We start from the raw sequence: 20,621 nt of genomic DNA, 5'->3' as shown, positions 1-20,621 counted from the left end.
TTCTGGCTGGCACCGGCCGAGCAGGAGAAGGCGTAGCGTCAGCGGGACTGTGAAGAGGTTCGCGAACCGGCAGGAAGCGGGCCGCGCCCTCGCCGCGCGACTCGCCACCCAGCCGTGGCACGACCCGCTCGTCCTGGGCCTCCCCCGCGGCGGCGTCCCGGTCGCCAAAGAAGTGGCCACGCACCTGAACGCCGAACTGGACGTCGTGGTGGCGCGCAAGATCGGCGCTCCAGGCCACCCGGAGTACGGCGTAGGAGCCGTGACGGCGGACAGCGAACCCATCTACGACGCCAGAGTGCTCAGAGCCTTGAACCTCACCGAGGAACAACTCGGCCGCACCTGCGACGAGGAACGCGCCGAAGCCGCCAGACGCACCACTCTGTACCGCGGCGGCAAACCGCTCACCATCAAGGACCGCGACGTGATCCTCGTGGACGACGGCCTCGCCACCGGCGTCACCGCCAGAGCCGCGCTCCACTGGATCTGCAAACACGAACCGAAGAGCGTCACGCTGGCGGTCCCCGTGGCGGCCAGGGACTCGCTGCGCACGTTCACGACCCCGATCGTGGCCGTCCTGACCCCGCGCCACTTCGGCGCGGTCAGCCGGTGGTACGACAGCTTCGATCAGACCACGGACGACGAGGTGCTCAGCGCGCTCTCGTAGTGCTCGACCGTCGGGAACGGCGAGTAGAAGCGATGCAGCAGCGCGGACCAGCGCTCGTACGACGGCCCCTGCCGGAAGCCCACGGTGTGCGCTTCGACCGAGTCCCAGCGCACGAGCAGCAGGTAGCGCGACGGCGTTTCCAGGCACCTCAGCAGTTCGAGGCCGCGGAAGCCCGGCGAGGCGGAGATCAGCTCCCGCGCCTCGCCGAACGCCCACTCGAACTCGTCCGTGGCACCTGGCAGCACGTCCAGCAGGGCGTGCTCGGTGATCACAGGCGGCAGAACCTGATGTCCGAGGCCAGCACGGCCTTGGCGCCGACCTCGGCCAGCTCGTCCATCACGCGGTTCGCTTCCTTGCGGGACACCATCGCCCGCACGGCCACCCAGTTGTCGTCGGCCAGCGGCGCCACCGTCGGCGACTCCAGGCCAGGGGTGAGGGCGATGGCGGCCTCGAGCAACGCGCGCGGGCAGTCGTAGTCGAGCATCAGGTACTGCTGCGCGAACACGACGCCCTGCAGGCGGGCCGTCAGCTGCTTCTTGGCCGACGTGAGCTCCGAGGCGGCGCGGTGCACGAGCACGGCCTCGGACTCGCAGATCGGCTCGCCGAACGGCACCAGGTCGTGCTGGCGCAGCGTGCGGCCGGAGCCCACCACGTCGGCGATCAGGTCGGCGACACCGAGCTGGATCGAGATCTCCACGGCGCCGTCGAGACGGATCACGTGGGCGTTGATGCCGCGGGCCTTGAGGTCGCGGCCCACCAGCTTCGGGTAGGCGGTGGCCAGGCGCTTGCCTTCGAGGTCGGACACCTTCCAGTCGGTGCCGCGAGGGCCCGCGTAGCGGAAGGTGGACGAGCCGAAGCCCAGCGCCAGGAGCTCCTGCACCGACGAGCCGTTGTCGTCGGCGCCCGAGTCCGCGGCCAGGTCCCGGCCGGTGATGCCGAGGTCGAGGTCGCCGGACGCCACGTAGATCGCGATGTCCTTGGGACGCAGGAAGAAGAACTCCACGTCGTTGTTGGGGTCGAGCACGGTCAGGTCGCGCGGCTCGTGCCGCTGCCGGTAGCCGGCCTCGGTCAGCATGGCGGAGGCGCGTTCGGCGAGCGCGCCCTTGTTCGGGACTGCAACGCGCAGCATGTGAAAGTCTCCGTCAGAGGTACTTGTAAACGTCTTCGAGGGTCAGGCCGCGGCCCAGCATGAGCACCTGGAGGCGGTACAGCAGCTGCGAGATCTCTTCCGAGAGCTTCTCGTCGGACTCGTACTCGGCGGCGATCCAGACCTCGCCCGCCTCCTCCAGCACCTTCTTGCCCTGCGCATGGACGCCGGCCTCGAGCGCTGCGACGGTGCCGGAACCTGCCGGCTTGGTGGCGGCTCGTTCGGTCAGTTCGGCGAACAGGGAGTCGAAGGTCTTCACGGCACGACATCCTCCCATCTCCCGGACCGCCGTCCACACCGCGGTCGCATCTGTCCCAGGCCGTGGACGTGATCTGTCCTGCATGGACACCCGGTAGCGTGAACTTCCGTGTCCGAGTTCGCCGAAGTGCTCGAAGCGTTGCGCCGGGTGCGCGGCATCAACCCGTTCTTCGCGCTCGACGTGGGCCGTCCGGACGACACGTGGCTGCCGGGAACGGCGCTGCTGGAAGGCCCGGCGCTCAGAACCACGATCGACGCCATCGCGACCCGGTACAAAGCGGAGGAACCACGCGTAGCGGCCAGCCTGTTCTTCCTCAGCTACACCGCGCGGCTGCTCAGCCCGCTCACCGCCGCGAACATCCCGATCGACGTCCGGCCCGAGAACCTGTGGTGGCACCACCATCCAGCCAACGGCCTGAGCGTCCGCATCGACCAGCCGCGACTGGGCCCACCGGCCGCTGAAGCGCTCGAACCCGTGGTGGAAGCGATCCAGGCGGTCACGCCGGTGGCGCGCGGATTGTTGTGGGGCAACGCGATGTCGAACATCGCGGGCGCGCTCAAAATGGTTGTCCGCGCACGCATGCTCACGGCCGAGGAAGCGGAAGAACGCGGTGAACAGCTCATGAGCGCACCGCCGTTCGAACAAGCGGGAGAATTCATCAGTTTTCCGGGCGAAGTCACGTTCCGGCGTCGGTCGTGCTGCCTCTACTACCGCGTTGCCGCAGGTGGGAAGTGCGGTGACTGCCCACTCGTGAAGTGATGAACACGACAACTCTTATGGCCGGTTGTGTTTAAGCCACCGATCAACTTACGGTGCACGCGCCGCAGTGACGGGAAGCCGGTGAAAATCCGGCGCGGTCCTCGCCACTGTGACCGGGAAGCGATCCCCGCCGAGCACGTCACTGGTCCCCGCGAGGGGGCTGGGAAGACGCGGGGGCAGCGTTGATCCGGGAGTCAGGAGACCGGCTGCGGCGCCGCTAGGAGAGTTGACTTCCACGAGGTATGGAGGAGCCCGTCATGACGAGCCCCGCAGCAAATCTGTCCGCCGTCCAGGTGCCCAAGTGGGCCTTCGCAGTAGCACTGCTCGGCCTCATCGTCACCTACCTGGTTTTGCAGGAGAACGGTCTCGCGCTCGGCGCGGGTTCCGAGATGCTGCACGAGTTCTTCCACGACGGCCGGCACGCGCTCGGCGTCCCCTGCCACTGATCCCGATCTCTGATCCCGGGCAGGGAAGTTCATGACTACGACGTACAAGTCTCTTGCGCTGCGCGGAATCGCGGCCGGCGGCATCGCCGGTGTCGCCTCCGCGCTGGTGCAGCTGCTGGTGACCGAGATCCCGATTCGCGCCGCGCTCGCGGTCGAGGAGGCCAGGGAACCCGCCGGTGAGGCCGGCCATTCGCACGGCGGCGAGGAAGAGCTGGTCAGCCGTGGCGCCCAGATCGCGGGCGGCATGCTCGGCGTGGTCATCGTCGGCATCGCGGTCGGGCTGGTGTTCGCCACGGCCTACGCGCTGTCGAAGCGCTGGTTCGCCGGCCGCACGCCGTTCAGCCGCAGTTTCGCGTTCGGTGCCGCCGTGTTCGGTGCGGTGGCGCTGCTGCCGTGGCTCAAGTACCCGGCCAACCCGCCCGCCGTGGGCGACCCGGAGACGGTGAACTACCGGACCGCGCTCTACCTCGGTGTGGTGGTGGCCGGTCTGGTGATCGTGTGGGGTGCCAGCTGGCTCGCCGAGCAGCTGCGCGCCCAGTCGCAGCCGCTGCGGGTCACCGCGGTGCTGCTCGCGGTGGCCGCGGCCGTCGCCGTGGTCCTCGTGGCGTTCCCCGCGCCGCCGGACACGATCCCCGCGGACATGCCGGTGAACGTGCTGTGGCAGTTCCGCCTCAGTTCGCTCGCCCAGCTCGCCACGCTCTACGTCGGTCTCGGCGTGGTGTTCGGCCTGCTGATCGACCCGGCCACGCGCAGGATCAAGGCCGTCGAAAAGACTGCTGTCGCCTGATGGTGTGGGGTGGCCGAGGGTACGGCCACCCCGCCCAGGCGGCATTGGTACGTTCGGCGCATGCCTGACAGCGCCGAGTTGCTGGAAGAGATGCGTCAGAAGCTCGAGTTCTTCGAGCAGGCCAACCGTGCGGCCGAGGCCCGTGCCGCCGGGTACGACGCGATGGGCACCGAGCTCAGAACAGTGGAAGCCAGCGCCCAGTCCCCCGACCGTTCCGTGACGGTGGTCGCGGGTTTGTCCGGTTCCATCAAGGAAATCCGGTTCACCGAGGACGCGAAGCGGCTCAGCACCACGCAGCTCTCCCAGGCCGTGATGTCGACGTTGCAGCTGGCCGTCGCCGCCGCGGCGCGCCAGCAGGCCGAGATCGTGCAGGGCCACGTCGGCACGGACATCCCGATCGCCGAGCGGGTCATGAAGACCCAGCAGGAGATCTTCGGGCAGCCCGGCGAACCTCCTGCCGGCCCGCGCCCGCCCGCGGACGACGACGGCGGCGACACCGGCAGCATCTTCCGCAAGGACGACCGCTGGTGACCGGCTACGTCGTGCACCCGGACGAACTGGCCCGGTGCGCCAAGGCCGTCGGCGGGCTCACCGGCACCTCGACCAAGCTAAACGACACGGCGACCACCGCGTCCGTGCCCGCGATCAGCTGGGGCGCGCTCGGGCACCTGCTCGGCCTGTACGAGCAGTACGACGCGCTGCTCGGCGACCTGCACGGTCACTTCGGCAAGATGACCGAGGGCTTCGGCAAGATCGACGCCGCCCTCACCGCCACCGCGCAGACCTACGCCGACCACGAGAAGACGACCACCGACGCGTTCGGCAAGACCCTCCGAACAGGACTCGACAACGCGACCGCGGCCCCGATGGTCTCCGGCGGCAAGGCGACCTCCAACGCGGGTGCGGTGGGCAGCAGCTACGGCGACCAGTTCTCCGGCGGCAACGTGGGCAAGCAGGCCGCGAAGTCCGTTCCGTTCGGTGGCAGCAGCTACTCGCTCATGAAGGACGCCACCAAGCTCGGTGACTCCATCAAATCCGGTGACGGCGCGGCGATCGCGAAGGACACCATCAGCGTCATCTCCGACATGAACAACTTCATGCAGGAGGGCATGAAACTCGCCGGCGCCATCGCCGACCCGCTGAACTTCCTGATCAGCAAGGGACTCGGCTGGCTGCTGGACGTCGTCGCACCGTTGAAGCAGGCCGTCGACCTGGTCAGCGGCGACCCGGCGGCCACCAGCAAGGCCGCGGGCGCGTTCAACGACATCGCCGAGCAGACCGAGGAACTGGCCCGCACGTTCGACGAGCAGTTGAAGGAAGGCCTGCAGAGCTGGAAGTCCGAGGCCGGCGACAAGGCGGCGGCCAAGCTCGGCAGCTTCCACCACGGCATCGAGGGCACGGCCTCCACCGCGGGCAACGTCGCGTCCGTGCTGCAGGCCAGCTCCATGTTCATGCAGGTGGCCGAGGACATCATCAAGGGCATCCTGAGCGACCTGATCGAGTGGCTGGTCGTCACGTGGATCGCCGCGCAGCTCGCCGCGATCCCCACCTGCGGCGCCTCCGAGGTCGCCGCGGCCGCCGCGACGCCGGTGGAGGCGGGTGTCTCGACCGCGAAGGCCACGGGCGAGGTGAACAAGGTCCGCTCGATCATCCAGAAGATCCTGAACGTGCTGAAGCGGATCCGTGAGGTGATCGGGCGTTCGAAGATCGGCAAGGCGTTCGTCGAGGGTGCGTCGAAGAAGCCCGACACGCTCGGCAAGGCGTTCTCCGAAGCCGTGGAGAAGAACGCGGACAAGGTGCTGGGTCTGGACAAGAGCGGCCCGGACGGCATGAAGTACACCGACCCGGTCAAGATCGCGAACAAGGTCGCCGGGTACGCCGACGGCATCTACAAGACCATCTCGTACGACCAGCGCGGCGCGGACCAGGAAGCGGAGAAGACCGACCAGGAGCTCGACATCTGATGTGGTGGCGGCCCAAGCGCTTCACGCCCACCGAGGTGGTGACGTCCGTCGGCGGGCGCACGTTCACCACGCGCACCGAGGTCCGAGTGGTCGGCCTGGAGTCCGCCGGCGGTGGCGACCAGAAAGCACGCGAGGAAGCCTTCGTCGCGGTGAGCACCTCGCTGGGCCTGTGCCCTCCCCTGCGAGTCGCCGCCCGTGCTGAAGAGGACTGGCGCCGGATCACGCACGACGAGAACGCCGGCGCGGTGGCCGTCGGCGTTCCGTCGTTCGACGACAGGTTCCTGGTGTTCTGCGAAGAACTCGCCTTCGTGCGCTACCTGACCCCGGCGCTGACCGCCGAGCCGTGCGAGTCGACCGGCGGACTCGAACTGGGTGGCGGCCGGATCACCGTGCACCGCAACGGAATCGGCCACGACGTGGCCGCCGCGAACTACCTCAACACCCTGATTTCGTTGCTACCACCGGAGTTGCGCCGATGAACGACGCGCCGATCGTCGTACCGCTGTCCGACGAGGGCGCCGTGGTGATCGAGCAGGACCGGGTGCTGTTCACGCTGTTGGTGAACGGTGCGCGGGTGGCCACCGACGTGATCGGCGTGCCGCTGGCGGGCGTCATGAAGGTCGAACCGGGCGTGCTGCTCAAGCCCGTGAAGTACCGGACGCCGGAGCACTCGTCCAGCCATCCCCTGAAGTTCGAGCTGCCCGCCGGACCCGCGGTGTGGATTCGCGCGGCCTACGACATCCTCATCCCCACCCCGGATCCCCGCGGGCTGGCCGCCGAGATCGAGCGCCGCCGGCACCGGGTCGCGCGCTACGGCGGCGTGGCGTCGTCCCTGGTCTGGGAGATCAACCCACGGCTGCGGGTGGCGGGCCCTGACGGCTACGAACCCGGCGTCCTGCCAGGCGCGCCCCTGGAGCCCGCCATCGGGAAGTGGCACAGCTCCGAGGCGGCACCGATCGGCCCGTTGTCTCCAGGATGGCCCGCCGGTGAGCCGACTGTGCCCGCGGCGCTGCCGTATCCCGAGTCGCTGCCGGTGGTCTCGGAGACGCTGGCGAACGGTGTGCGGTTCTCGGTGTCGGTGCGGCGGACGTTCCTCGGCTTCGAGCCCGTGTCGCCCGGGGTGGTTGTCGACGCGGCGCCGACGTCGTCGTTGAGCGAACCGCTGGCCGCCTGGCACGTGGTGCGTGCCGGGACTGTGCGGGGCACGCATCGGCCCGTTCGGTGGTGCGCGGCGGACGGGCGGACCGAGATCAGGACGGAGCTGGTGGACGGGCCCGCGCTGTGGCTGTGGGGGCCGGTGCAGGAATGGCTCGTGTGCACGCCGCGGGCCGCTGAGCTCGCCGACGAGGTGCGGCTGCGGCAGGGCGTGGGGATGCGGTTCCCGTTGTCGAGCGATCTCGGGGCGGAGCGGCGGACGTGGCGGAACCTGTCGTCGACGCGGCCGGTGGACACGCCTGCCGGGCGGGCGTTGCCGCCGGTGCCGGAGTGGGCACCGACGGCGCCGACGCTCATCCCTCAGGGTTGCTGGGAGCAGTGCGCAACCTCGCCGGCGCCTTGAGCCGCCACGCCTCCTCGATCAGCTCTGCCAGCTGGCCGTGGTCGACCCTCGTCAGGTCGACCAGGATCGCCCCGTACCCGTCGTAGTGCGGTGTCGTGTAGAACGCCGGGTCTCGAGAAGCGAGCAGCGCTGCTTTCTCGTCGAGGTCGCACATCACCACGAGTCCGCCTTCGGCCTCGGTCCGGAGCCGTGCGAACCCCTTGCCGGACACTTTCAACGACGGCGTGCGGTACCAGGTCGCTTCCTCGACCTCTGGCAGCCGCGACGCCATCGCCACCACGTCTTCCCATGTCGCCATGGGTGTCATGGTCGCAGTGGCCTGCCGGTACCGCCTTGGACGAATGGAAACTAGAGGGCCTTCAGGACGTCCAGGTCCACGCCCACCAGCGAGTCGCGGAAGATCCGCCGCTCCCCCGCCTCCACCTCGACGTCGCAAGGCACCACCAGCACGGTGCACCCGGCAGCCACCGCCGCCGCCACCCCCGTCGGCGAGTCCTCGATCGCCACGCACCGCGCCGCGTCCACGCCGAGCAGCCGGGCGGCCTTCAGGTACGGCTCGGGCAGCGGCTTGTTCAGGCCGTCCACCTCGTCGCCGCACACCGTGACGTCGAACAGGTCGCGGCCGATCGTGTCCAGAGCGACCTCGGTCAGCGCCCGCTCGGTCGACGTCACCAGCGCCATCGGCACGCCGGAAGCTCGCACCGCGCGCAGAGCCTCGGCAGCGCCCGGACGCCACGGCAGGCCGGCGCGGAACACTTCCTCGGTGCGGCGCGAGATCCACGAGGCGCCGTCGAGCAGGTCCGACTCGGAAGGCTCGATGCCGACGTCGGCGAACAGCAGCCGCATCGTGGTGGGCACGTTGGTGCCGACCATGCGTTCGCGGGTGTGCAGCGACAGAACCCCGCCGAGCTTCTCCGCATACTCGTAGAGCGGGATGTCCCAGAGCTTTTCGGAGTCCAGCAGCGTGCCGTCCATGTCCCACAGGACACCAAGGGGATGAGAGACAGCCGGGTCAGACATTGAAGTACTTCGCCTCCGGGTGGTGCGCCACGAAGGCGTCGGTGGACTGTTCTGGGTGCAGCTGGAGCTCCTCGGACAGTGAGACCCCGATGCGCTCGGGGTCGAGCAGGTCGACGATGCGCCGGCGGTCTTCCATCTCGGGGCAGGCGCCGTAGCCGAACGAGTAGCGCGCGCCCCGGTAGCCGAGTTTGAAGAACTCCTCGACGTCGGCCGGGTCCTCGGCGGCGACGGTGCCGCCCGACGACCAGGTCAGCTCCTCGCGCACCCGCTTGTGCCAGTACTCGGCCAGCGCTTCGGTGAGCTGGACCCCCAGTCCGTGGACTTCCAGGTACTCACGATACGCGTTCTTGCCGAACAGTTCGTTGGCGTAGTCGGCGATCGGCTGGCCCATCGTCACGAGGTGGAACGCGATGACGTCGACCTCGCCGGACTCCTTCGAGCGCCAGAAGTCCGCCAGGCACAGCCTCCGATCCCTTTTCTGGCGCGGAAAAGTGAACCGGAAGCGCTCAGGCGAGTCCACCGAAGGTTCCGAAAGGATCACCAGGTCGTCGCCGTCCGAGACGCACGGGAAGTAGCCGTAGACGACGGCGGCGTGGGCAAGAACACCTTCGGTGGCAAGGCGTTCCATCCAGTAGCGCAGGCGCGGTCGGCCCTCGGTCTCCACCAGGTCCTCATAGGACGGTCCGTTGCCGCCGCGGGTGCCCTTCAGGCCCCACTGGCCCATGAACGTCGCCCGCTCGTCGAGCAACGCCGAGTAGTCGGCGACGGGGATGCCCTTCACGACCCGGCTGCCCCAGAACGGCGGCGCCGGGATCGGGTTGTCGGTGGCCACGTCCGAGCGGCCGGCGACCACTTCTTCCTCCACCACGGCGGCTTTGCGGGCGGCGGCGATGCGCAGCGAACGTTCGCGGCGCGCCTTGCGTTCCGCGGCTTTGGCCTCGGCTTCGGGATCCACGAGCGGGCCCTCGCCGCGCTTGGCCGCCATGATCGCGTCCATCAGGCGCAGGCCCTCGAAGGCGTCACGGGCGTAGCGGACGTCGCCGAAGTACATCTCGGTCAGGTCGTTCTCGACGTAGGCACGCGTCAACGCCGCGCCGCCCAGCAATACCGGCCACCGCGCGGCGACGCCCCGGGAGTTCATCTCCTCGAGGTTCTCCTTCATGATCACGGTCGACTTGACCAGCAGGCCGGACATGCCGATCGCGTCCGCGCGGTGTTCCTCCGCGGCCTCCAGGATCGTGTTGATCGGCTGCTTGATGCCGATGTTCACGACCTCGTAGCCGTTGTTGGACAGGATGATGTCGACGAGGTTCTTGCCGATGTCGTGGACGTCGCCCTTGACCGTGGCGAGCACGATGCGGCCCTTGCCGCCGTCGTCGGAACGTTCCATGTGCGGTTCGAGGTGCGCGACGGCGGACTTCATGACCTCGGCGGACTGCAGCACGAACGGCAGCTGCATCTGGCCGGAGCCGAAGAGTTCGCCGACGGTCTTCATGCCCGCCAGCAGCGTGTCGTTGATGATCTGCAACGCCGGGCGCTGGTCCAGCGCGTCGTCCAGGTCGGCTTCGAGGCCGTTGCGCTCACCGTCGACGATCCGGCGCTCCAGGCGTTCGAACAACGGCAGCGCGGCCAGTTCCTGGGCCCGCGTGGCGGAGTTCGACTTCGTGGTGACGCCCTCGAACAGCTCCATGAGCTTCTGCAGCGGGTCGTAACCCTCACGCCGTCGGTCGTAGACCAGGTCCAGCGCCACCGCGCGGTGCTCGTCCGGGATGCGTGCCATCGGCACGATCTTGGAGGCGTGCACGATCGCGGTGTCGAGGCCCGCCTGCACGCATTCGTGCAGGAACACGGAGTTCAGCACCTGGCGCGCGGCGGGGTTCAGTCCAAAAGAGACGTTCGACAGGCCCAGAGTCGTCTGCACGTCCGGATAACGGCGCTTGAGCTCGCGGATCGCCTCGATCGTCTCGAGGGCGTCGCGGCGGACCTCCTCCTGGCCGGTGGAGATCGGGAACGTCAGGCAGTCGACGATGATGTCGTTGACCCGCATGCCCCAGTTCTGCGTGAGGTCCTCGATCAGCCGGACGGCGACGCGGACCTTCCACTCGGCGGTGCGGGCCTGGCCCTCCTCGTCGATGCACAGCGCCACGACCGCCGCGCCGTGCTCGGAGACGAGCCGCATGATCTTCTGGAAGCGGGAGTCGGGGCCGTCGCCGTCCTCGTAGTTCACCGAGTTGACGGCGGAGCGGCCACCGAGACACTCCAGGCCCGCCTGGAGCACGTTCGGTTCGGTCGAGTCGAGCATGATCGGCAACGTCGACGCGGTGGCCAGCCGGGAGGCCAGCGCCTTCATGTCCGCCTCGCCGTCGCGGCCCACGTAGTCGATGCAGAGGTCGATCAGGTGGGCGCCCTCGCGCGTCTGGTCCCGCGCGATCTCGATGCAGTTCTCCCACTTCTCCTCGAGCATCGCCTCGCGGAACGCCTTGGAGCCGTTGGCGTTCGTGCGCTCGCCGATCATCAGCACCGAGGCGTCCTGTTTGAACGGGACGGCCTGGTACAGCGAGGACACACCGGGCTCTGGGCGCGGACGTCGTTGCGAGGGACCGAGATCGCGCACCGCCGCGGCGACCTGGCGCAGGTGCTCGGCGGTCGTGCCGCAGCAGCCGCCGACGAGCCGCGTGCCGAACTCCTGCACGAACCCGGCCAGCGCCTGGGCCAGTTCCTCCGGCCCCAGCGGGTAGACGGCGCCGTTCGGGCCCAGTTCCGGCAGGCCAGCGTTCGGCATCACCGACAGCGGGATGCGGGCGTGCTTGGACAACGTCCGCAGGTGCTCGCTCATCTCGGCGGGACCGGTGGCGCAGTTGAGTCCGATGAGGTCGATGCCCAGCGGCTCCAGCGCGGTCAGCGCGGCGCCGATCTCCGACCCCAGCAACATCGTGCCGGTCGTCTCGACGGTCACCTGGGCGATGATCGGGACGCTCCGGCCCTCAGCGGTCATCGCGCGCTTGGCGCCGATGATGGACGCCTTGGTCTGCAGCAGGTCCTGCGAGGTCTCGACGATGATCGCGTCCACCCCGCCGACCAGCAGGCCCTTGCACTGCTCCTGGTAGGCGTCGCGCAACGTCGCGAACGGCGCGTGCCCGAGCGTCGGCAGCTTGGTGCCGGGACCGACACTGCCCAGCACGAACCGGGGCCGGCCGGGCGTGCTGAACTCGTCCGCCACCTCACGTGCCAGCGCGGCACCGCGTTCGGACAGGTGGAAGATCTGGTCCGGAATGTCGTACTCGGCGAGGTTCGCGAGGTTCGCGCCGAACGTGTTCGTCTCGACGGCGTCCACGCCGACCTCGAGATAGCCGCGGTGCACGGCCTTCACGACGTCCGGCCGGGTCACGTTCAGGATCTCGTTGCAGCCCTCTAGACCGTCGAAGTCGTCCAGAGAGAGGTCAGCTGCCTGAAGCATGGTGCCCATCGCGCCGTCAGCGACAACGACCCGATTCACCAGCGCTTCCAGGAACGGCGACTCTCCGCGATCACGCATGGGCCAAGCCTACGATGAGTTAGATAGGGGAGGCCGTAGTCTGGCGCCGTGAACGATCCGTCCCAGACCCCGTCGCACACGCGTCAGCCTCTCACCGACCCGATCATGATCTGCGGGTTCGAGGGATGGAACGACGCGGGGGATGCCGCCAGCACCGCGATCGAGCACCTGCAACTCACCTGGGACGCCACGCCGCTCGCCGAGATCGACCCGGACGACTACTACGACTTCCAGGTGACCAGGCCCACAGTCCGGATGGTGGACGGTGTCACCCGAAGGGTCGACTGGCCGACCACGCGTCTCTCGGTGTGCCGCCCGCCCGGCTCCGCTGTGGACGTGGTCCTCGTGCACGGCATCGAGCCGAACATGAGGTGGCGCAAGTTCGTCGCCGAGCTCCTCGGCCACATCGAGACGCTCGGCGTCACGACCGTGGTGACCCTGGGCGCGCTGCTCATGGACACGCCGCACACCCGCCCCGTGCCCGTCACCGGCACCGCCTACGACCCGGACGCCGCCGAGAAGTTCGGCCTCGAGCACTCCAAGTACGAGGGCCCGACCGGCATCGTCGGCGTGTTCCAGGACGCCTGCGTGCAGGCCGGCATCCCGGCGATCTCGTTCTGGGCCGCCGTGCCGCACTACGTCTCGCAGCCGCCCTCCCCCAAGGCCACGCTCGCGCTGCTGCACCGGGTGGAGGAGGTCCTCGACATCGAGGTCCCGCTCGGCGCGCTGCCGGAGCAGGCCGAGGAGTGGGAGCGCACGGTCACCGAGATGGCCGACGAGGACGAGGACGTGCGCAACTACGTGCGCGCGCTGGAGGAGCGCGGGGACGCGGCCATCCAGATCACCGAGGCGTCGGGGGACGACATCGCCGCGGAGTTCGAGCGGTACCTGCGCCGCCGCGGGCGCGGTCCGGGCTGGCCGTCGACCGGCCCTCGCTGACATGATTCGGCCCCGAATGCACGCCACCGGGGCTGAATGCGAGGCAGAACAGTGGCTGGAGGCGACGACGGCTCGTCGACTGACAACCGGATCGACGCGGAGAGGCTGAGCGGGACCGGGATCCAGGCGCAGCGGATTCGCGACGTCGACGCCCGCAGGACCAACAACTTCACCGCCCTCAGCATGACGCTCGGCGTGGTGGTCACCCTGCTGTCGTTCGTGGTCTGGAGATTCGCCGGAGCCGACGAGTCGATCGCGGGCCGGCCGACCACCGCACCGAGCACCGCACCGACCACCGGGACACCCGCCTCGACGGCGGGTTCCGCGCCCACCCGGCCGGACAAGGCCGGAGAGTGCCTCGAAGAGCACCTGGACAAGGATCCCGCGGTCCTTCGACCGTCGCGGTACCAGTTCCCCGTCGACGTCCAGGCCTCCCGGCTCCAGACCGGCGACCACAAGTACCCGATCGCCGGCACCCTGGTCCGCGACGGAAAGACCGTCGGTGCGATCAAGCTGTTCTACGAGTTCAGCGGCACCGGTCTGCAGGTGCTCGAGGTCGTCGACGCCTCGTGTGCGGCGGTCGAGTTCTCCAAGCCCGAGAAGGTGGCGGAGGACAGCTACCGGACGACGTTCCAGATCGCGGGTCAGGCGTACGAGGTGGAGATCGTCACCCCCGTCGCCATCTTCCTGGACATCACGTTCCGGCTCGCGTCGAACTGACCCCGCTGAAGAATTTAGCTACGACAACAATCACAGCGCGCTTCCGCCGTCCACCGCACTAGGGTTGGGCGGCGGAGGTGTCTGTGGGCCGTTTGGCACGCGCCGGGTTGTACGCCGGCGCATTGATCGGGCCGTTCGGCGGCGCCATCACCACGTCGATCCTGCCCGAGATCGGGGACAGTTTCGGCAGGTCCGCTGGCGAGGCGGCCTCGACGCTGACGTTCTACCTCGTGCCGTTCGCGGTGCTGATGCTCGCGTCCGGCACGTTCGCGCAACGCTGGGGTCCACAACGGACTGTCCGGATCGCCTACATCGCCTACGCCATCGCGTCCGCACTCGCGGCGAGCGCGTGGACGTTCGAGGTGCTGCTGGCCTCACGGGCGTTGCAGGGCGCGGCGAACTCGTTCACGACACCGGTGCTGCTCGCCGTGATCGCCGCCTCGACGCCGAAGGAGAAGCTCGGGCGCGCGCTCGGGTTGTTCGGGTCGATGCAGGCGGCCGGGCAGACGTCGGCCCCGCTCGTCGGCGGGCTGACCGCGGAGATCGACTGGCGGCTGGCGTTCGTGGTGATCTCGGTGGTGGCCGTCGGGCTGGCGATCCTGGGGGTGCCGGAGACGGACTCCGAGCCGGAGCGCGACGCGAGTCTGCGCAGCGCGTTCGTGCCGAGCACCATCAGGCCGGCCCTGGTCGCGTTCGTCGGCTGGGGTTGCCTGGGCGGGTTGTCGTTCCTCGTGGCGTTCCGGCTGGACGACGTGTTCGGGCTGGGCGCCGGTGAACGCGGGCTGCTGCTCACCGGCTTCGGCATCGTCGGGTTCCTGACGGCGCGGCACATCGGCAAGGCCATCGACCGGTTCGGCGCCATGACCACTGTCGTCGTCGGCGCGACGCTGGGCGGAGGCCTCGTCGCCGCGGTGGGCACGACGCCGTTCGCGGCGGTCGCGGTTCTCGCGTGGGCGTTGACCGGTGCGGCCGCGCAGGGCGTGTTGGTGAGCGTCAACGCGTTGGTGTTGCAGAGCGAGAACGCCAACAGGGGCGGCAGCGTCAGTGTCGTGCAGTCACTGCGCTTCATGGGTGCCGCCGCCGCACCGTTGGCGTTCGTCCCGCTCTACCAAGCCCATCCGCTCGCGGGTTTCCTCGTGCCCGCCGCGCTGCTGGTCACCGTGCCCGCGATCATCACGTGGTCAGGTCGCGGCGCCGGAAACCGGCGAACCCGGCAGCCAGAAGCACCACCGCCACCCCGGTGAGCCACAGCAGCGGTCCCGCGGTGATGTCCGGGTACTTCGGGATGTGCGTGAACGGCGAGACATCGATGATCCACTGATCGAGCTGCAGGGCCGGGCCGAGCAGCGTGATCACCAGCGACACCGACACCACCGCCCAGCTCACGCCGGTGAGCTGCGGGAACAGGCCGAACAACACCAGCGCGAGGCCAGCGATCACCCAGGCGGCCGGCAGCTGGGCCAGTGCCGCGCCGAGCATCTGCGGCAGGACCGTGCCGAGGTCGTCGATCTGCAGGCCGTAGACCAGGCCGAGGCCGAGACCGGACGCCGCCAGCACGACCGCGCCGCCGGCCAGGGCGAACACCGCGTGCGAGGCCACCCAGCCCCAGCGCGAGACCGGGGTCGCGAGCAGCGGCTCCGCGCGGAACGAGGTCTCCTCCGACCGCAGCCGCAGGATCGCCTGGACCAGGTAGATCGAGGAGATCAGGCCCAGCAGCTGCGTGATGGTGGCGAAGAAGGCGTCCACCATCGCGTCGGCGCCGCCGATCTTGCTGACGATCTGCCCGAGCGTCGGGTTGTCCTGCACCATCTGCCCGACGGCCTGGGCGACGCTGCCGTAGATCACGCCCACGCCGAACAGCGCGATGGACCAGCCGATCAGCGAGCCCTTCTGCAGCCGCCACGCCAGCCCGAACGGACTGCTGATCGTGCCGTGCGCCGGGCCGAGCCGTGCGGCCAGCAGACCGAGACCCACGTCGCGGCGGGTCACGATGTACGCGGACACGCTCACCAGCACTGCGAACGCCGCCAGCGGGAGCAGCAGCACCCAGAACCTGTTGTCGGCGAACGACCGCACGTGCTCGGTCCAGCCGATCGGCGAGAACCAGGTCAGCCACTGCGGGCCCGACTCCCCCGCCGCGTCGCCGGCGGCGCGGAACAGGTAGGTCACGCCGAGGAACCCGCCCGCGATCGCGTTGGACACGCGGGAGTTCTCCGACAGCTGTGCGGTGAACGCGCTGACACCGGTGAACACCAGCCCGACGCTCGCCGTGGACAGCCCGAACGCGAAGGCACCCGCCGGAGCGAGGTCCTTGCCGATGAGCGCCAACGCCTGGAGCAGCCCGATCAGCAGGCTGGTGCCGCCCGCGACGATCACGGCGGCGGCCAGTGGCGCGTGCCGGCCGACGACCGCCGCGCTGATGAGTTCCGTACGGCCCGCTTCTTCTTCGGCGCGCGTGTGCCGGGTGACGACCAACATGGCCATGACCGCGATGAACAGGCCGGAGAAGACGCCCCAGCGCCACACGACCAGGCCGCCGAGCGAAGACCAGTCGTGCAGCGGCCCGAGCATCGCCAGGAACGCGGAGTTCGCGTTCGCGGTGGCGCCGAGCAGATCGCGCGACTGCTGCGTGTTGTACAGCTCCTGCAGCGCGGTCGTCGTGGAGTAGGTGACGCCGACCAGGAACAGGACCCAGACGGGCAGCAGGATCCGGTCTCGGCGCAAAGCCAGCCGGACCAGTTGCCCAGTTCCGATGAAGGCTGTGCCGATCATTTCGCGTCCTCGTAGTGGCGCAGGAAGAGCTCTTCCAGCGTCGGCGGCTGCGAGGTCAGCGTCCGCACGCCCGTGGACACGAGCTGCTTGAGCACGAGGTCGAGCTTGTCCGAGTCGACCTCGAACCGGACGCGGTTGCCCTCGGCCACGAGGTCGTGCACGCCGGTCATCGAGGTGAGGCCGTTGGGCGGGCCGGCGAGCTCGGCGGAGATCGACGTGCGAGTCAGGTGCCGCATGTCGGCGAGCGTGCCGGTCTCGACGATGTGGCCGTTGCGAATGATGCTCACCCGGTCGCACAGCGCCTCGGCCTCGGCGAGGATGTGGCTCGACAGCAGCACGGTGCGGCCGCGCTCGCGTTCGTCGTTGATGCAGTCCTGGAAGACGGCCTCCATCAACGGGTCGAGGCCTGAGGTCGGCTCGTCCAGGATGAGCAGCTCGACGTCGGACGACAGTGCCGCGACCAGCGCGACCTTCTGCCGGTTGCCCTTGGAGTAGGTGCGGCCCTTCTTGCGCGGGTCCAGTTCGAAGCGCTCCAGGAGCTCCGCGCGGCGTGCCTTGTTCAAGCCGCCGCGGAGCCGTCCGAGCAGGTCGATGACCTCGCCACCGGTCAGGTTGGGCCAGAGATTGACGTCGCCGGGGACGTAGGCGAGGCGGCGGTGAAGGGCTGCGGTGTCCTTCCACGGGTCGCCGCCGAGCAGCCGCGCGGTGCCGGAGTCGGCACGCAGCAGGCCGAGGAGGATCCGGATCGTCGTCGACTTGCCCGCACCGTTCGGGCCGAGGAAGCCGTGCACCTCACCGGTCTGGACGTCCAGGTTGAGATCGTCCAGTGCACGCGTCGGGCCGAAGGTCTTCACCAGGCCCGACACGGATATCGCAGATGTCATGCCCGGTAAGCTACACTTCTTTCACAACTTCGTGAAGGACGTAAATTTTGCCCGATCGGCTGACGAAAGGGGATGATGCCGCCGTGACGAGTACTACGGAGCGTGACACGCAGGCGGTGAGCCAGTTCGTCGAACGGTTCGGCGGGATTCTGGCGGACACCGGCGTGCCCCGCATGCCGGCTCGCATCCTCGCGGCGCTGCTCACGACGGACTCAGGACGGCTCACCGCAGCCGAGATCGCCGAACTGCTGCAGATCAGCCCGGCGGCGGTGTCGGGCGCGGTGCGCTACCTGACCACGGTCCAGATCGTCAGCCGCGAGCGCGAGCCCGGATCCCGCCGCGACGTCTACCGGATGCGCGACAACGTCTGGTACGAGGCGACGTTCCGCAAGGACCAGATGCTGGTGATGATCGACGAGGTGCTCAGAGAGGGCGTCTCGGCGCTCGGGCCGGACACCGAGGCGGGCACGCGGCTGGACGAGACGCGCGAGTTCTTCCGGTTCGTCCACGGCGAGCTCGGCTCGATGCTGGACCGCTGGCGGGTGCACCGCGAGAAATGGCTGGGAGAGCGCGAGGCCTGAACCGTACGATCGCCGCGTGAAGTGCACGAGCGTTCCGCAGCGTTGGGTCAGTTGATCTGAGGGCTTGAGGGCGATGCCGGACGGGTGTCGCTCTCTTCTGCATGCCCATCTCACGACTCAGCCTCGCGTGGAGTGCTCATGTCTTTTCCGCATGCCCTCGAACTCTCCCTGGATCTGCTGCGCTGTCCGAGGTGCCGCGACCACCGTTTGAACCCCGATCCCGGCGCGCTTCGCTGCCCGGCGGGGCACACGTTCAACATCGGCCGCCATGGCTACGTCAGTCTTCTGGCCGACACCCGCGCCACGAGCGGTGACGACCCGGCCATGGTCCAGGCACGCGACAGGTTCCTCGCGACCGGCCACTACTCCCCCATCCGCCACGCCGTGACCCGGCTCGCGGCCGGCGCGACGCCCTGCCGCGCGACGGTCGTGGACGTCGGGTGCGGCACGGGCTACTACCTGGCAGGCGTCCTCGACCACCTGCCGGGCGCTCGTGGACTGGGCCTCGACACGTCGGTGCGCGCTTTGCGGTCGGCGGCCAGGGCCCATGCCCGCGCGGCCGCGGTGACCTGGGACGTCTTCCGCCCGTTCCCGCTGGCCGACGCGGTGGCGGACGTCGTGCTGGACGTGTTCGCGCCGCGCAACCCCGCCGAGTTCCACCGGGTGCTGCGGCCCGCCGGCCGGTTGGTCGTGGTGCGCCCGACCCGGCGTCATCTGGCCGAACCGGGACTGACGCTGACGGTCGACCCGGCAAAGGAGCAGCGCCTGCACCGGACGCTGGACGGCTACTTCGCCGCGGTCGCGACGGAAGAGGTGGAGTACTCGGTGTCCCTGACCGGACAGGAGGTGCGGGACCTGGCGGGGATGACGCCGAACGCCCGTCACGTGGACCGGGCGGACCTCGACCGCATGCAGGGCCAGGACGTCACCGTCTCCGTGCTGGCCACCACCTACCAGCCCCGATGACGAGGGGGAGCTTCCGGCGCCGGAAGCTCCCCCTCACCTCATTCACGTCAGCCCGTGACGAGCTTCAGGCCGTACGCCGAGAGGATCTCGTTGACCGGCTGGAAGTAGGTCGTGCCACCGCTGGTGCAGTCGCCGGAGCCACCAGAGGTGACGCCCTGCGCCTGCGTGCCGCTGACCCACGAGCCACCCGAGTCGCCGGGCTCCGCGCACACGTCGGTGCGCGTCAGGCCGCTGACCGAGCCCTCCTGGTAGTTCACCGTCTGGCTCTTGGCCGAGACGGTGCCGCAGTGCCAGCCCGTGGTGGAGCCGGAACGGCAGATCGACGCGCCCACCGCGGACTCGGTGTTACCGGAGACGATGACATCCGCACCGCCGTAGTGGTTCACCTTGGCCGTGGTCGTCCACGCCGAGTTGGTCTTGACCCACGAGTAGTCGTTGCCCGGGAAGGACGACTTCTCGAACGTGCCCATCGCCGAACGGTCGACACCGTTCACCGAGTCGCCGGCGGAACCGCAGTGACCGGCCGAGACGAACCCGCCCTCCACCGCGAACCCGACCGAGCAGCGGCCCGCGTTGTTGATGTAGTAGGCGTCACCGCCGCGGACGTCCTTGAGCAGCCGGGGCGCCTCGTCGGTCTCGACGACCTTCGCGAGCGTGCCCGCCTTCTCCGCGAACGACTTCGCCACCTCGGCCTGACCGCGCTTGACGGTCACCGTGACGGCGTTGGCCCGCGTGTCCACGAACCAGCCGGTGACCTCGGCCGGAGCCTTCGAGGCGTCCAGCTTGGCCTTCGCCGAGTCGAGGTCACTGGCCTTGTTGGCGACCGTGCGGGGCTCCGCGCCGAGCCTGCGGAGCCGGTCGGTCTTGGCCGCGTCGGTCACGCCCACGACGAGCTTGCCGGAGGACGCGTCGAACCACGCGCCACCGAAGTCGTCGCCCGCGAAACCCTCCACGACCCGCTGCAGGACCGCGGCCGCGCTCTCCTGGCGCAGCCGTTCCGCCGCCTGCCTGGCGTCCAGTCCGAGGTCGCGCTGCATCGCGGCGAGCAGGTCGCCAGACGGTTGCGGAGCGGCGACGGCGGCAGGGGAGACCGTCGTCGCGAGTGCACCCGCCAGTACGGCGACAGCCGCGACAGCCATGCGCTTCATAGGCACTTCTCCTCAGTTTTCGGTTTTTGCAGGGCCGGTGTAACGCCGGACCGGGCGACCGCGATGAGGAGATCAGCTGTGCTGCAACACAGCCTGTACGACACCGGATGAATGGCGTCCCCAGGCGGCGAACTGCCCGATCAGTTCGTTGCTCCGTCTGGGCGACGCTACTTCGGCATGCCTACCCGACGGTAGGGTCGATCGAGGGGTGGACCTCTCGGCGTTCGGGTTGGTATAGGGAATCCAAATGCGTTCTCTCAGCCTATTCCCGTGACTGTGCGCGACCGATCGCGTTGCCACGAAACGTCAAATCTGTCAACAGTTCGCACACAACGGCGTATCCCTCTGACCTGCGGTTTAGGGCTAGCGTGCAGGACACCCTGTTCCCTGCACGAGGGAGAACCCTGCAATGCGAAGAGTCTTGGGTACGGGACTCGCCGCCGCCGCTGCCGTATGTCTGGCAGCCGCCGTG

At 69.1% G+C, this 20,621-nt stretch carries 22 protein-coding genes and 1 riboswitch; of the genes, 13 read left to right on the top strand and 9 right to left on the bottom strand.

All coding sequences use genetic code 11. From position 1 onward, the window contains the following. The first annotated feature begins 49 nt into the window (after nucleotides 1-49). Nucleotides 50-664, top strand: coding sequence for a phosphoribosyltransferase (locus tag ACWGE0_RS17240; protein WP_452261861.1), 615 nt, complete (start codon nucleotides 50-52; stop codon nucleotides 662-664). Here ACWGE0_RS17240 and ACWGE0_RS17235 read toward each other — a convergent pair. The 3 genes from ACWGE0_RS17235 to ACWGE0_RS17225 are packed head-to-tail and all read right to left on the bottom strand — an operon-like array spanning nucleotide 625 to nucleotide 2,070. Next, entirely contained in the window at nucleotides 625-936 is a 312-nt protein-coding gene (locus tag ACWGE0_RS17235) for an antibiotic biosynthesis monooxygenase family protein (RefSeq protein ID WP_452261860.1), read from the bottom strand. The genes ACWGE0_RS17240 and ACWGE0_RS17235 overlap by 40 nt on opposite strands. Further along, nucleotides 933-1,793, bottom strand: a complete 861-nt coding sequence (gene hisG, locus ACWGE0_RS17230) for an ATP phosphoribosyltransferase (protein ID WP_452261859.1) — start codon at nucleotides 1,791-1,793, stop codon at nucleotides 933-935. Before hisG ends, ACWGE0_RS17235 begins: the two co-directional genes overlap by 4 nt. A gap of 13 nt (nucleotides 1,794-1,806) precedes the next feature. Further along, nucleotides 1,807-2,070: a phosphoribosyl-ATP diphosphatase gene (locus ACWGE0_RS17225; protein WP_086667212.1), complete on the bottom strand. Its 264-nt coding sequence runs from the start codon at nucleotides 2,068-2,070 to the stop codon at nucleotides 1,807-1,809. Nucleotides 2,071-2,178: 108 nt separating this feature from the next. On the opposite strand from ACWGE0_RS17225, the gene ACWGE0_RS17220 reads away from it, so the two are divergent. The 7 genes from ACWGE0_RS17220 to ACWGE0_RS17190 all read left to right on the top strand — a co-directional run bounded on the left by ACWGE0_RS17220 (nucleotide 2,179) and on the right by ACWGE0_RS17190 (nucleotide 7,584). After that, nucleotides 2,179-2,829 (top strand): (2Fe-2S)-binding protein, encoded by a 651-nt coding sequence (locus ACWGE0_RS17220; protein ID WP_452261858.1) that lies wholly within the window; start codon nucleotides 2,179-2,181, stop codon nucleotides 2,827-2,829. A 48-nt stretch (nucleotides 2,830-2,877) separates the two neighbouring features. Continuing rightward, nucleotides 2,878-3,054: riboswitch (cobalamin riboswitch) on the top strand. Between the two features lie 32 nt (nucleotides 3,055-3,086). Continuing rightward, nucleotides 3,087-3,275: a CbtB domain-containing protein gene (locus ACWGE0_RS17215; RefSeq protein WP_052685323.1), complete on the top strand. Its 189-nt coding sequence runs from the start codon at nucleotides 3,087-3,089 to the stop codon at nucleotides 3,273-3,275. A 31-nt stretch (nucleotides 3,276-3,306) separates the two neighbouring features. Further along, nucleotides 3,307-4,062 (top strand): CbtA family protein, encoded by a 756-nt coding sequence (locus ACWGE0_RS17210; RefSeq protein WP_452261857.1) that lies wholly within the window; start codon nucleotides 3,307-3,309, stop codon nucleotides 4,060-4,062. 60 nt (nucleotides 4,063-4,122) lie between these two features. Continuing rightward, complete coding sequence (locus tag ACWGE0_RS17205) at nucleotides 4,123-4,593, top strand: YbaB/EbfC family nucleoid-associated protein (RefSeq protein WP_452261856.1); 471 nt, start codon at nucleotides 4,123-4,125, stop codon at nucleotides 4,591-4,593. Beyond that, nucleotides 4,590-6,026 (top strand): WXG100 family type VII secretion target, encoded by a 1,437-nt coding sequence (locus ACWGE0_RS17200; protein WP_452261855.1) that lies wholly within the window; start codon nucleotides 4,590-4,592, stop codon nucleotides 6,024-6,026. The genes ACWGE0_RS17205 and ACWGE0_RS17200 overlap by 4 nt, the downstream gene beginning before the upstream one ends. Continuing rightward, the gene (locus ACWGE0_RS17195; protein WP_452261854.1) at nucleotides 6,026-6,505 is read left to right on the top strand and encodes a hypothetical protein; all 480 of its coding nucleotides are present in this window, start codon (nucleotides 6,026-6,028) and stop codon (nucleotides 6,503-6,505) included. Before ACWGE0_RS17200 ends, ACWGE0_RS17195 begins: the two co-directional genes overlap by 1 nt. Further along, complete coding sequence (locus ACWGE0_RS17190) at nucleotides 6,502-7,584, top strand: hypothetical protein (protein WP_452261853.1); 1,083 nt, start codon at nucleotides 6,502-6,504, stop codon at nucleotides 7,582-7,584. Before ACWGE0_RS17195 ends, ACWGE0_RS17190 begins: the two co-directional genes overlap by 4 nt. Here ACWGE0_RS17190 and ACWGE0_RS17185 read toward each other — a convergent pair. The 3 genes from ACWGE0_RS17185 to metH are packed head-to-tail and all read right to left on the bottom strand — an operon-like array spanning nucleotide 7,535 to nucleotide 12,139. Beyond that, nucleotides 7,535-7,882, bottom strand: a complete 348-nt coding sequence (locus ACWGE0_RS17185) for an MmcQ/YjbR family DNA-binding protein (protein WP_452261852.1) — start codon at nucleotides 7,880-7,882, stop codon at nucleotides 7,535-7,537. The two genes, ACWGE0_RS17190 and ACWGE0_RS17185, sit on opposite strands and share 50 nt — an antisense overlap. Nucleotides 7,883-7,932: 50 nt before the next feature. Further along, entirely contained in the window at nucleotides 7,933-8,559 is a 627-nt protein-coding gene (locus ACWGE0_RS17180) for an HAD family hydrolase (protein WP_452261851.1), read from the bottom strand. A gap of 37 nt (nucleotides 8,560-8,596) precedes the next feature. After that, a complete protein-coding gene (metH, locus tag ACWGE0_RS17175) occupies nucleotides 8,597-12,139 on the bottom strand; it encodes a methionine synthase (protein WP_452261850.1) in 3,543 nt (1,180 codons plus the stop codon). A gap of 105 nt (nucleotides 12,140-12,244) precedes the next feature. Here metH and ACWGE0_RS17170 point away from each other — a divergent pair, with 105 nt between their 5' ends. The 3 genes from ACWGE0_RS17170 (at nucleotide 12,245) to ACWGE0_RS17160 (ending at nucleotide 15,042) form a co-directional block, all read left to right on the top strand. After that, entirely contained in the window at nucleotides 12,245-13,078 is an 834-nt protein-coding gene (locus ACWGE0_RS17170; protein WP_452261892.1) for a PAC2 family protein, read from the top strand. Between the two features lie 51 nt (nucleotides 13,079-13,129). After that, a complete protein-coding gene (locus ACWGE0_RS17165) occupies nucleotides 13,130-13,798 on the top strand; it encodes a hypothetical protein (protein ID WP_452261849.1) in 669 nt (222 codons plus the stop codon). A gap of 83 nt (nucleotides 13,799-13,881) precedes the next feature. Continuing rightward, entirely contained in the window at nucleotides 13,882-15,042 is a 1,161-nt protein-coding gene (locus ACWGE0_RS17160; RefSeq protein WP_452261848.1) for an MFS transporter, read from the top strand. On the opposite strand, the gene ACWGE0_RS17155 is transcribed toward ACWGE0_RS17160, so the two are convergent. Then, a complete protein-coding gene (locus tag ACWGE0_RS17155; RefSeq protein WP_452261847.1) occupies nucleotides 14,972-16,570 on the bottom strand; it encodes an ABC transporter permease in 1,599 nt (532 codons plus the stop codon). The two genes, ACWGE0_RS17160 and ACWGE0_RS17155, sit on opposite strands and share 71 nt — an antisense overlap. Further along, nucleotides 16,567-17,454 (bottom strand): ATP-binding cassette domain-containing protein, encoded by an 888-nt coding sequence (locus tag ACWGE0_RS17150; RefSeq protein ID WP_452261846.1) that lies wholly within the window; start codon nucleotides 17,452-17,454, stop codon nucleotides 16,567-16,569. Before ACWGE0_RS17150 ends, ACWGE0_RS17155 begins: the two co-directional genes overlap by 4 nt. Nucleotides 17,455-17,537: 83 nt before the next feature. Here ACWGE0_RS17150 and ACWGE0_RS17145 point away from each other — a divergent pair, with 83 nt between their 5' ends. Further along, a complete protein-coding gene (locus ACWGE0_RS17145) occupies nucleotides 17,538-18,035 on the top strand; it encodes a GbsR/MarR family transcriptional regulator (RefSeq protein WP_452261845.1) in 498 nt (165 codons plus the stop codon). A 138-nt stretch (nucleotides 18,036-18,173) separates the two neighbouring features. Then, nucleotides 18,174-19,001, top strand: a complete 828-nt coding sequence (locus ACWGE0_RS17140) for a methyltransferase domain-containing protein (RefSeq protein ID WP_452261844.1) — start codon at nucleotides 18,174-18,176, stop codon at nucleotides 18,999-19,001. A 47-nt stretch (nucleotides 19,002-19,048) separates the two neighbouring features. Here the strand turns inward: ACWGE0_RS17140 and ACWGE0_RS17135 are convergent, their stop codons facing one another. After that, nucleotides 19,049-20,149, bottom strand: a complete 1,101-nt coding sequence (locus ACWGE0_RS17135) for a S1 family peptidase (protein ID WP_452261843.1) — start codon at nucleotides 20,147-20,149, stop codon at nucleotides 19,049-19,051. Nucleotides 20,150-20,621 lie beyond the last annotated feature (472 nt).

It is taken from the genome of Lentzea sp. NPDC054927 (genome assembly GCF_053610285.1).
This window is presented reverse-complemented; position numbering and strand designations above follow the sequence as displayed.

What these genes read in the sequence shown, in the direction of transcription:
- hisG (WP_452261859.1), bottom strand. Translation starts at nt 1,793, where the DNA reads ATGCTGCGCGTTGCAGTCCCGAACAAGGGCGCGCTCGCCGAACGCGCC.
- ACWGE0_RS17215 (WP_052685323.1), top strand. Translation starts at nt 3,087, where the DNA reads ATGACGAGCCCCGCAGCAAATCTGTCCGCCGTCCAGGTGCCCAAGTGG.
- ACWGE0_RS17210 (WP_452261857.1), top strand. Translation starts at nt 3,307, where the DNA reads ATGACTACGACGTACAAGTCTCTTGCGCTGCGCGGAATCGCGGCCGGC.
- ACWGE0_RS17205 (WP_452261856.1), top strand. Translation starts at nt 4,123, where the DNA reads ATGCCTGACAGCGCCGAGTTGCTGGAAGAGATGCGTCAGAAGCTCGAG.
- ACWGE0_RS17195 (WP_452261854.1), top strand. Translation starts at nt 6,026, where the DNA reads ATGTGGTGGCGGCCCAAGCGCTTCACGCCCACCGAGGTGGTGACGTCC.
- ACWGE0_RS17190 (WP_452261853.1), top strand. Translation starts at nt 6,502, where the DNA reads ATGAACGACGCGCCGATCGTCGTACCGCTGTCCGACGAGGGCGCCGTG.
- ACWGE0_RS17185 (WP_452261852.1), bottom strand. Translation starts at nt 7,882, where the DNA reads ATGGCGACATGGGAAGACGTGGTGGCGATGGCGTCGCGGCTGCCAGAG.
- ACWGE0_RS17180 (WP_452261851.1), bottom strand. Translation starts at nt 8,559, where the DNA reads ATGGACGGCACGCTGCTGGACTCCGAAAAGCTCTGGGACATCCCGCTC.
- metH (WP_452261850.1), bottom strand. Translation starts at nt 12,139, where the DNA reads ATGCGTGATCGCGGAGAGTCGCCGTTCCTGGAAGCGCTGGTGAATCGG.
- ACWGE0_RS17170 (WP_452261892.1), top strand. Translation starts at nt 12,245, where the DNA reads ATGATCTGCGGGTTCGAGGGATGGAACGACGCGGGGGATGCCGCCAGC.
- ACWGE0_RS17155 (WP_452261847.1), bottom strand. Translation starts at nt 16,570, where the DNA reads ATGATCGGCACAGCCTTCATCGGAACTGGGCAACTGGTCCGGCTGGCT.
- ACWGE0_RS17150 (WP_452261846.1), bottom strand. Translation starts at nt 17,454, where the DNA reads ATGACATCTGCGATATCCGTGTCGGGCCTGGTGAAGACCTTCGGCCCG.
- ACWGE0_RS17140 (WP_452261844.1), top strand. Translation starts at nt 18,174, where the DNA reads ATGTCTTTTCCGCATGCCCTCGAACTCTCCCTGGATCTGCTGCGCTGT.
- ACWGE0_RS17135 (WP_452261843.1), bottom strand. Translation starts at nt 20,149, where the DNA reads ATGAAGCGCATGGCTGTCGCGGCTGTCGCCGTACTGGCGGGTGCACTC.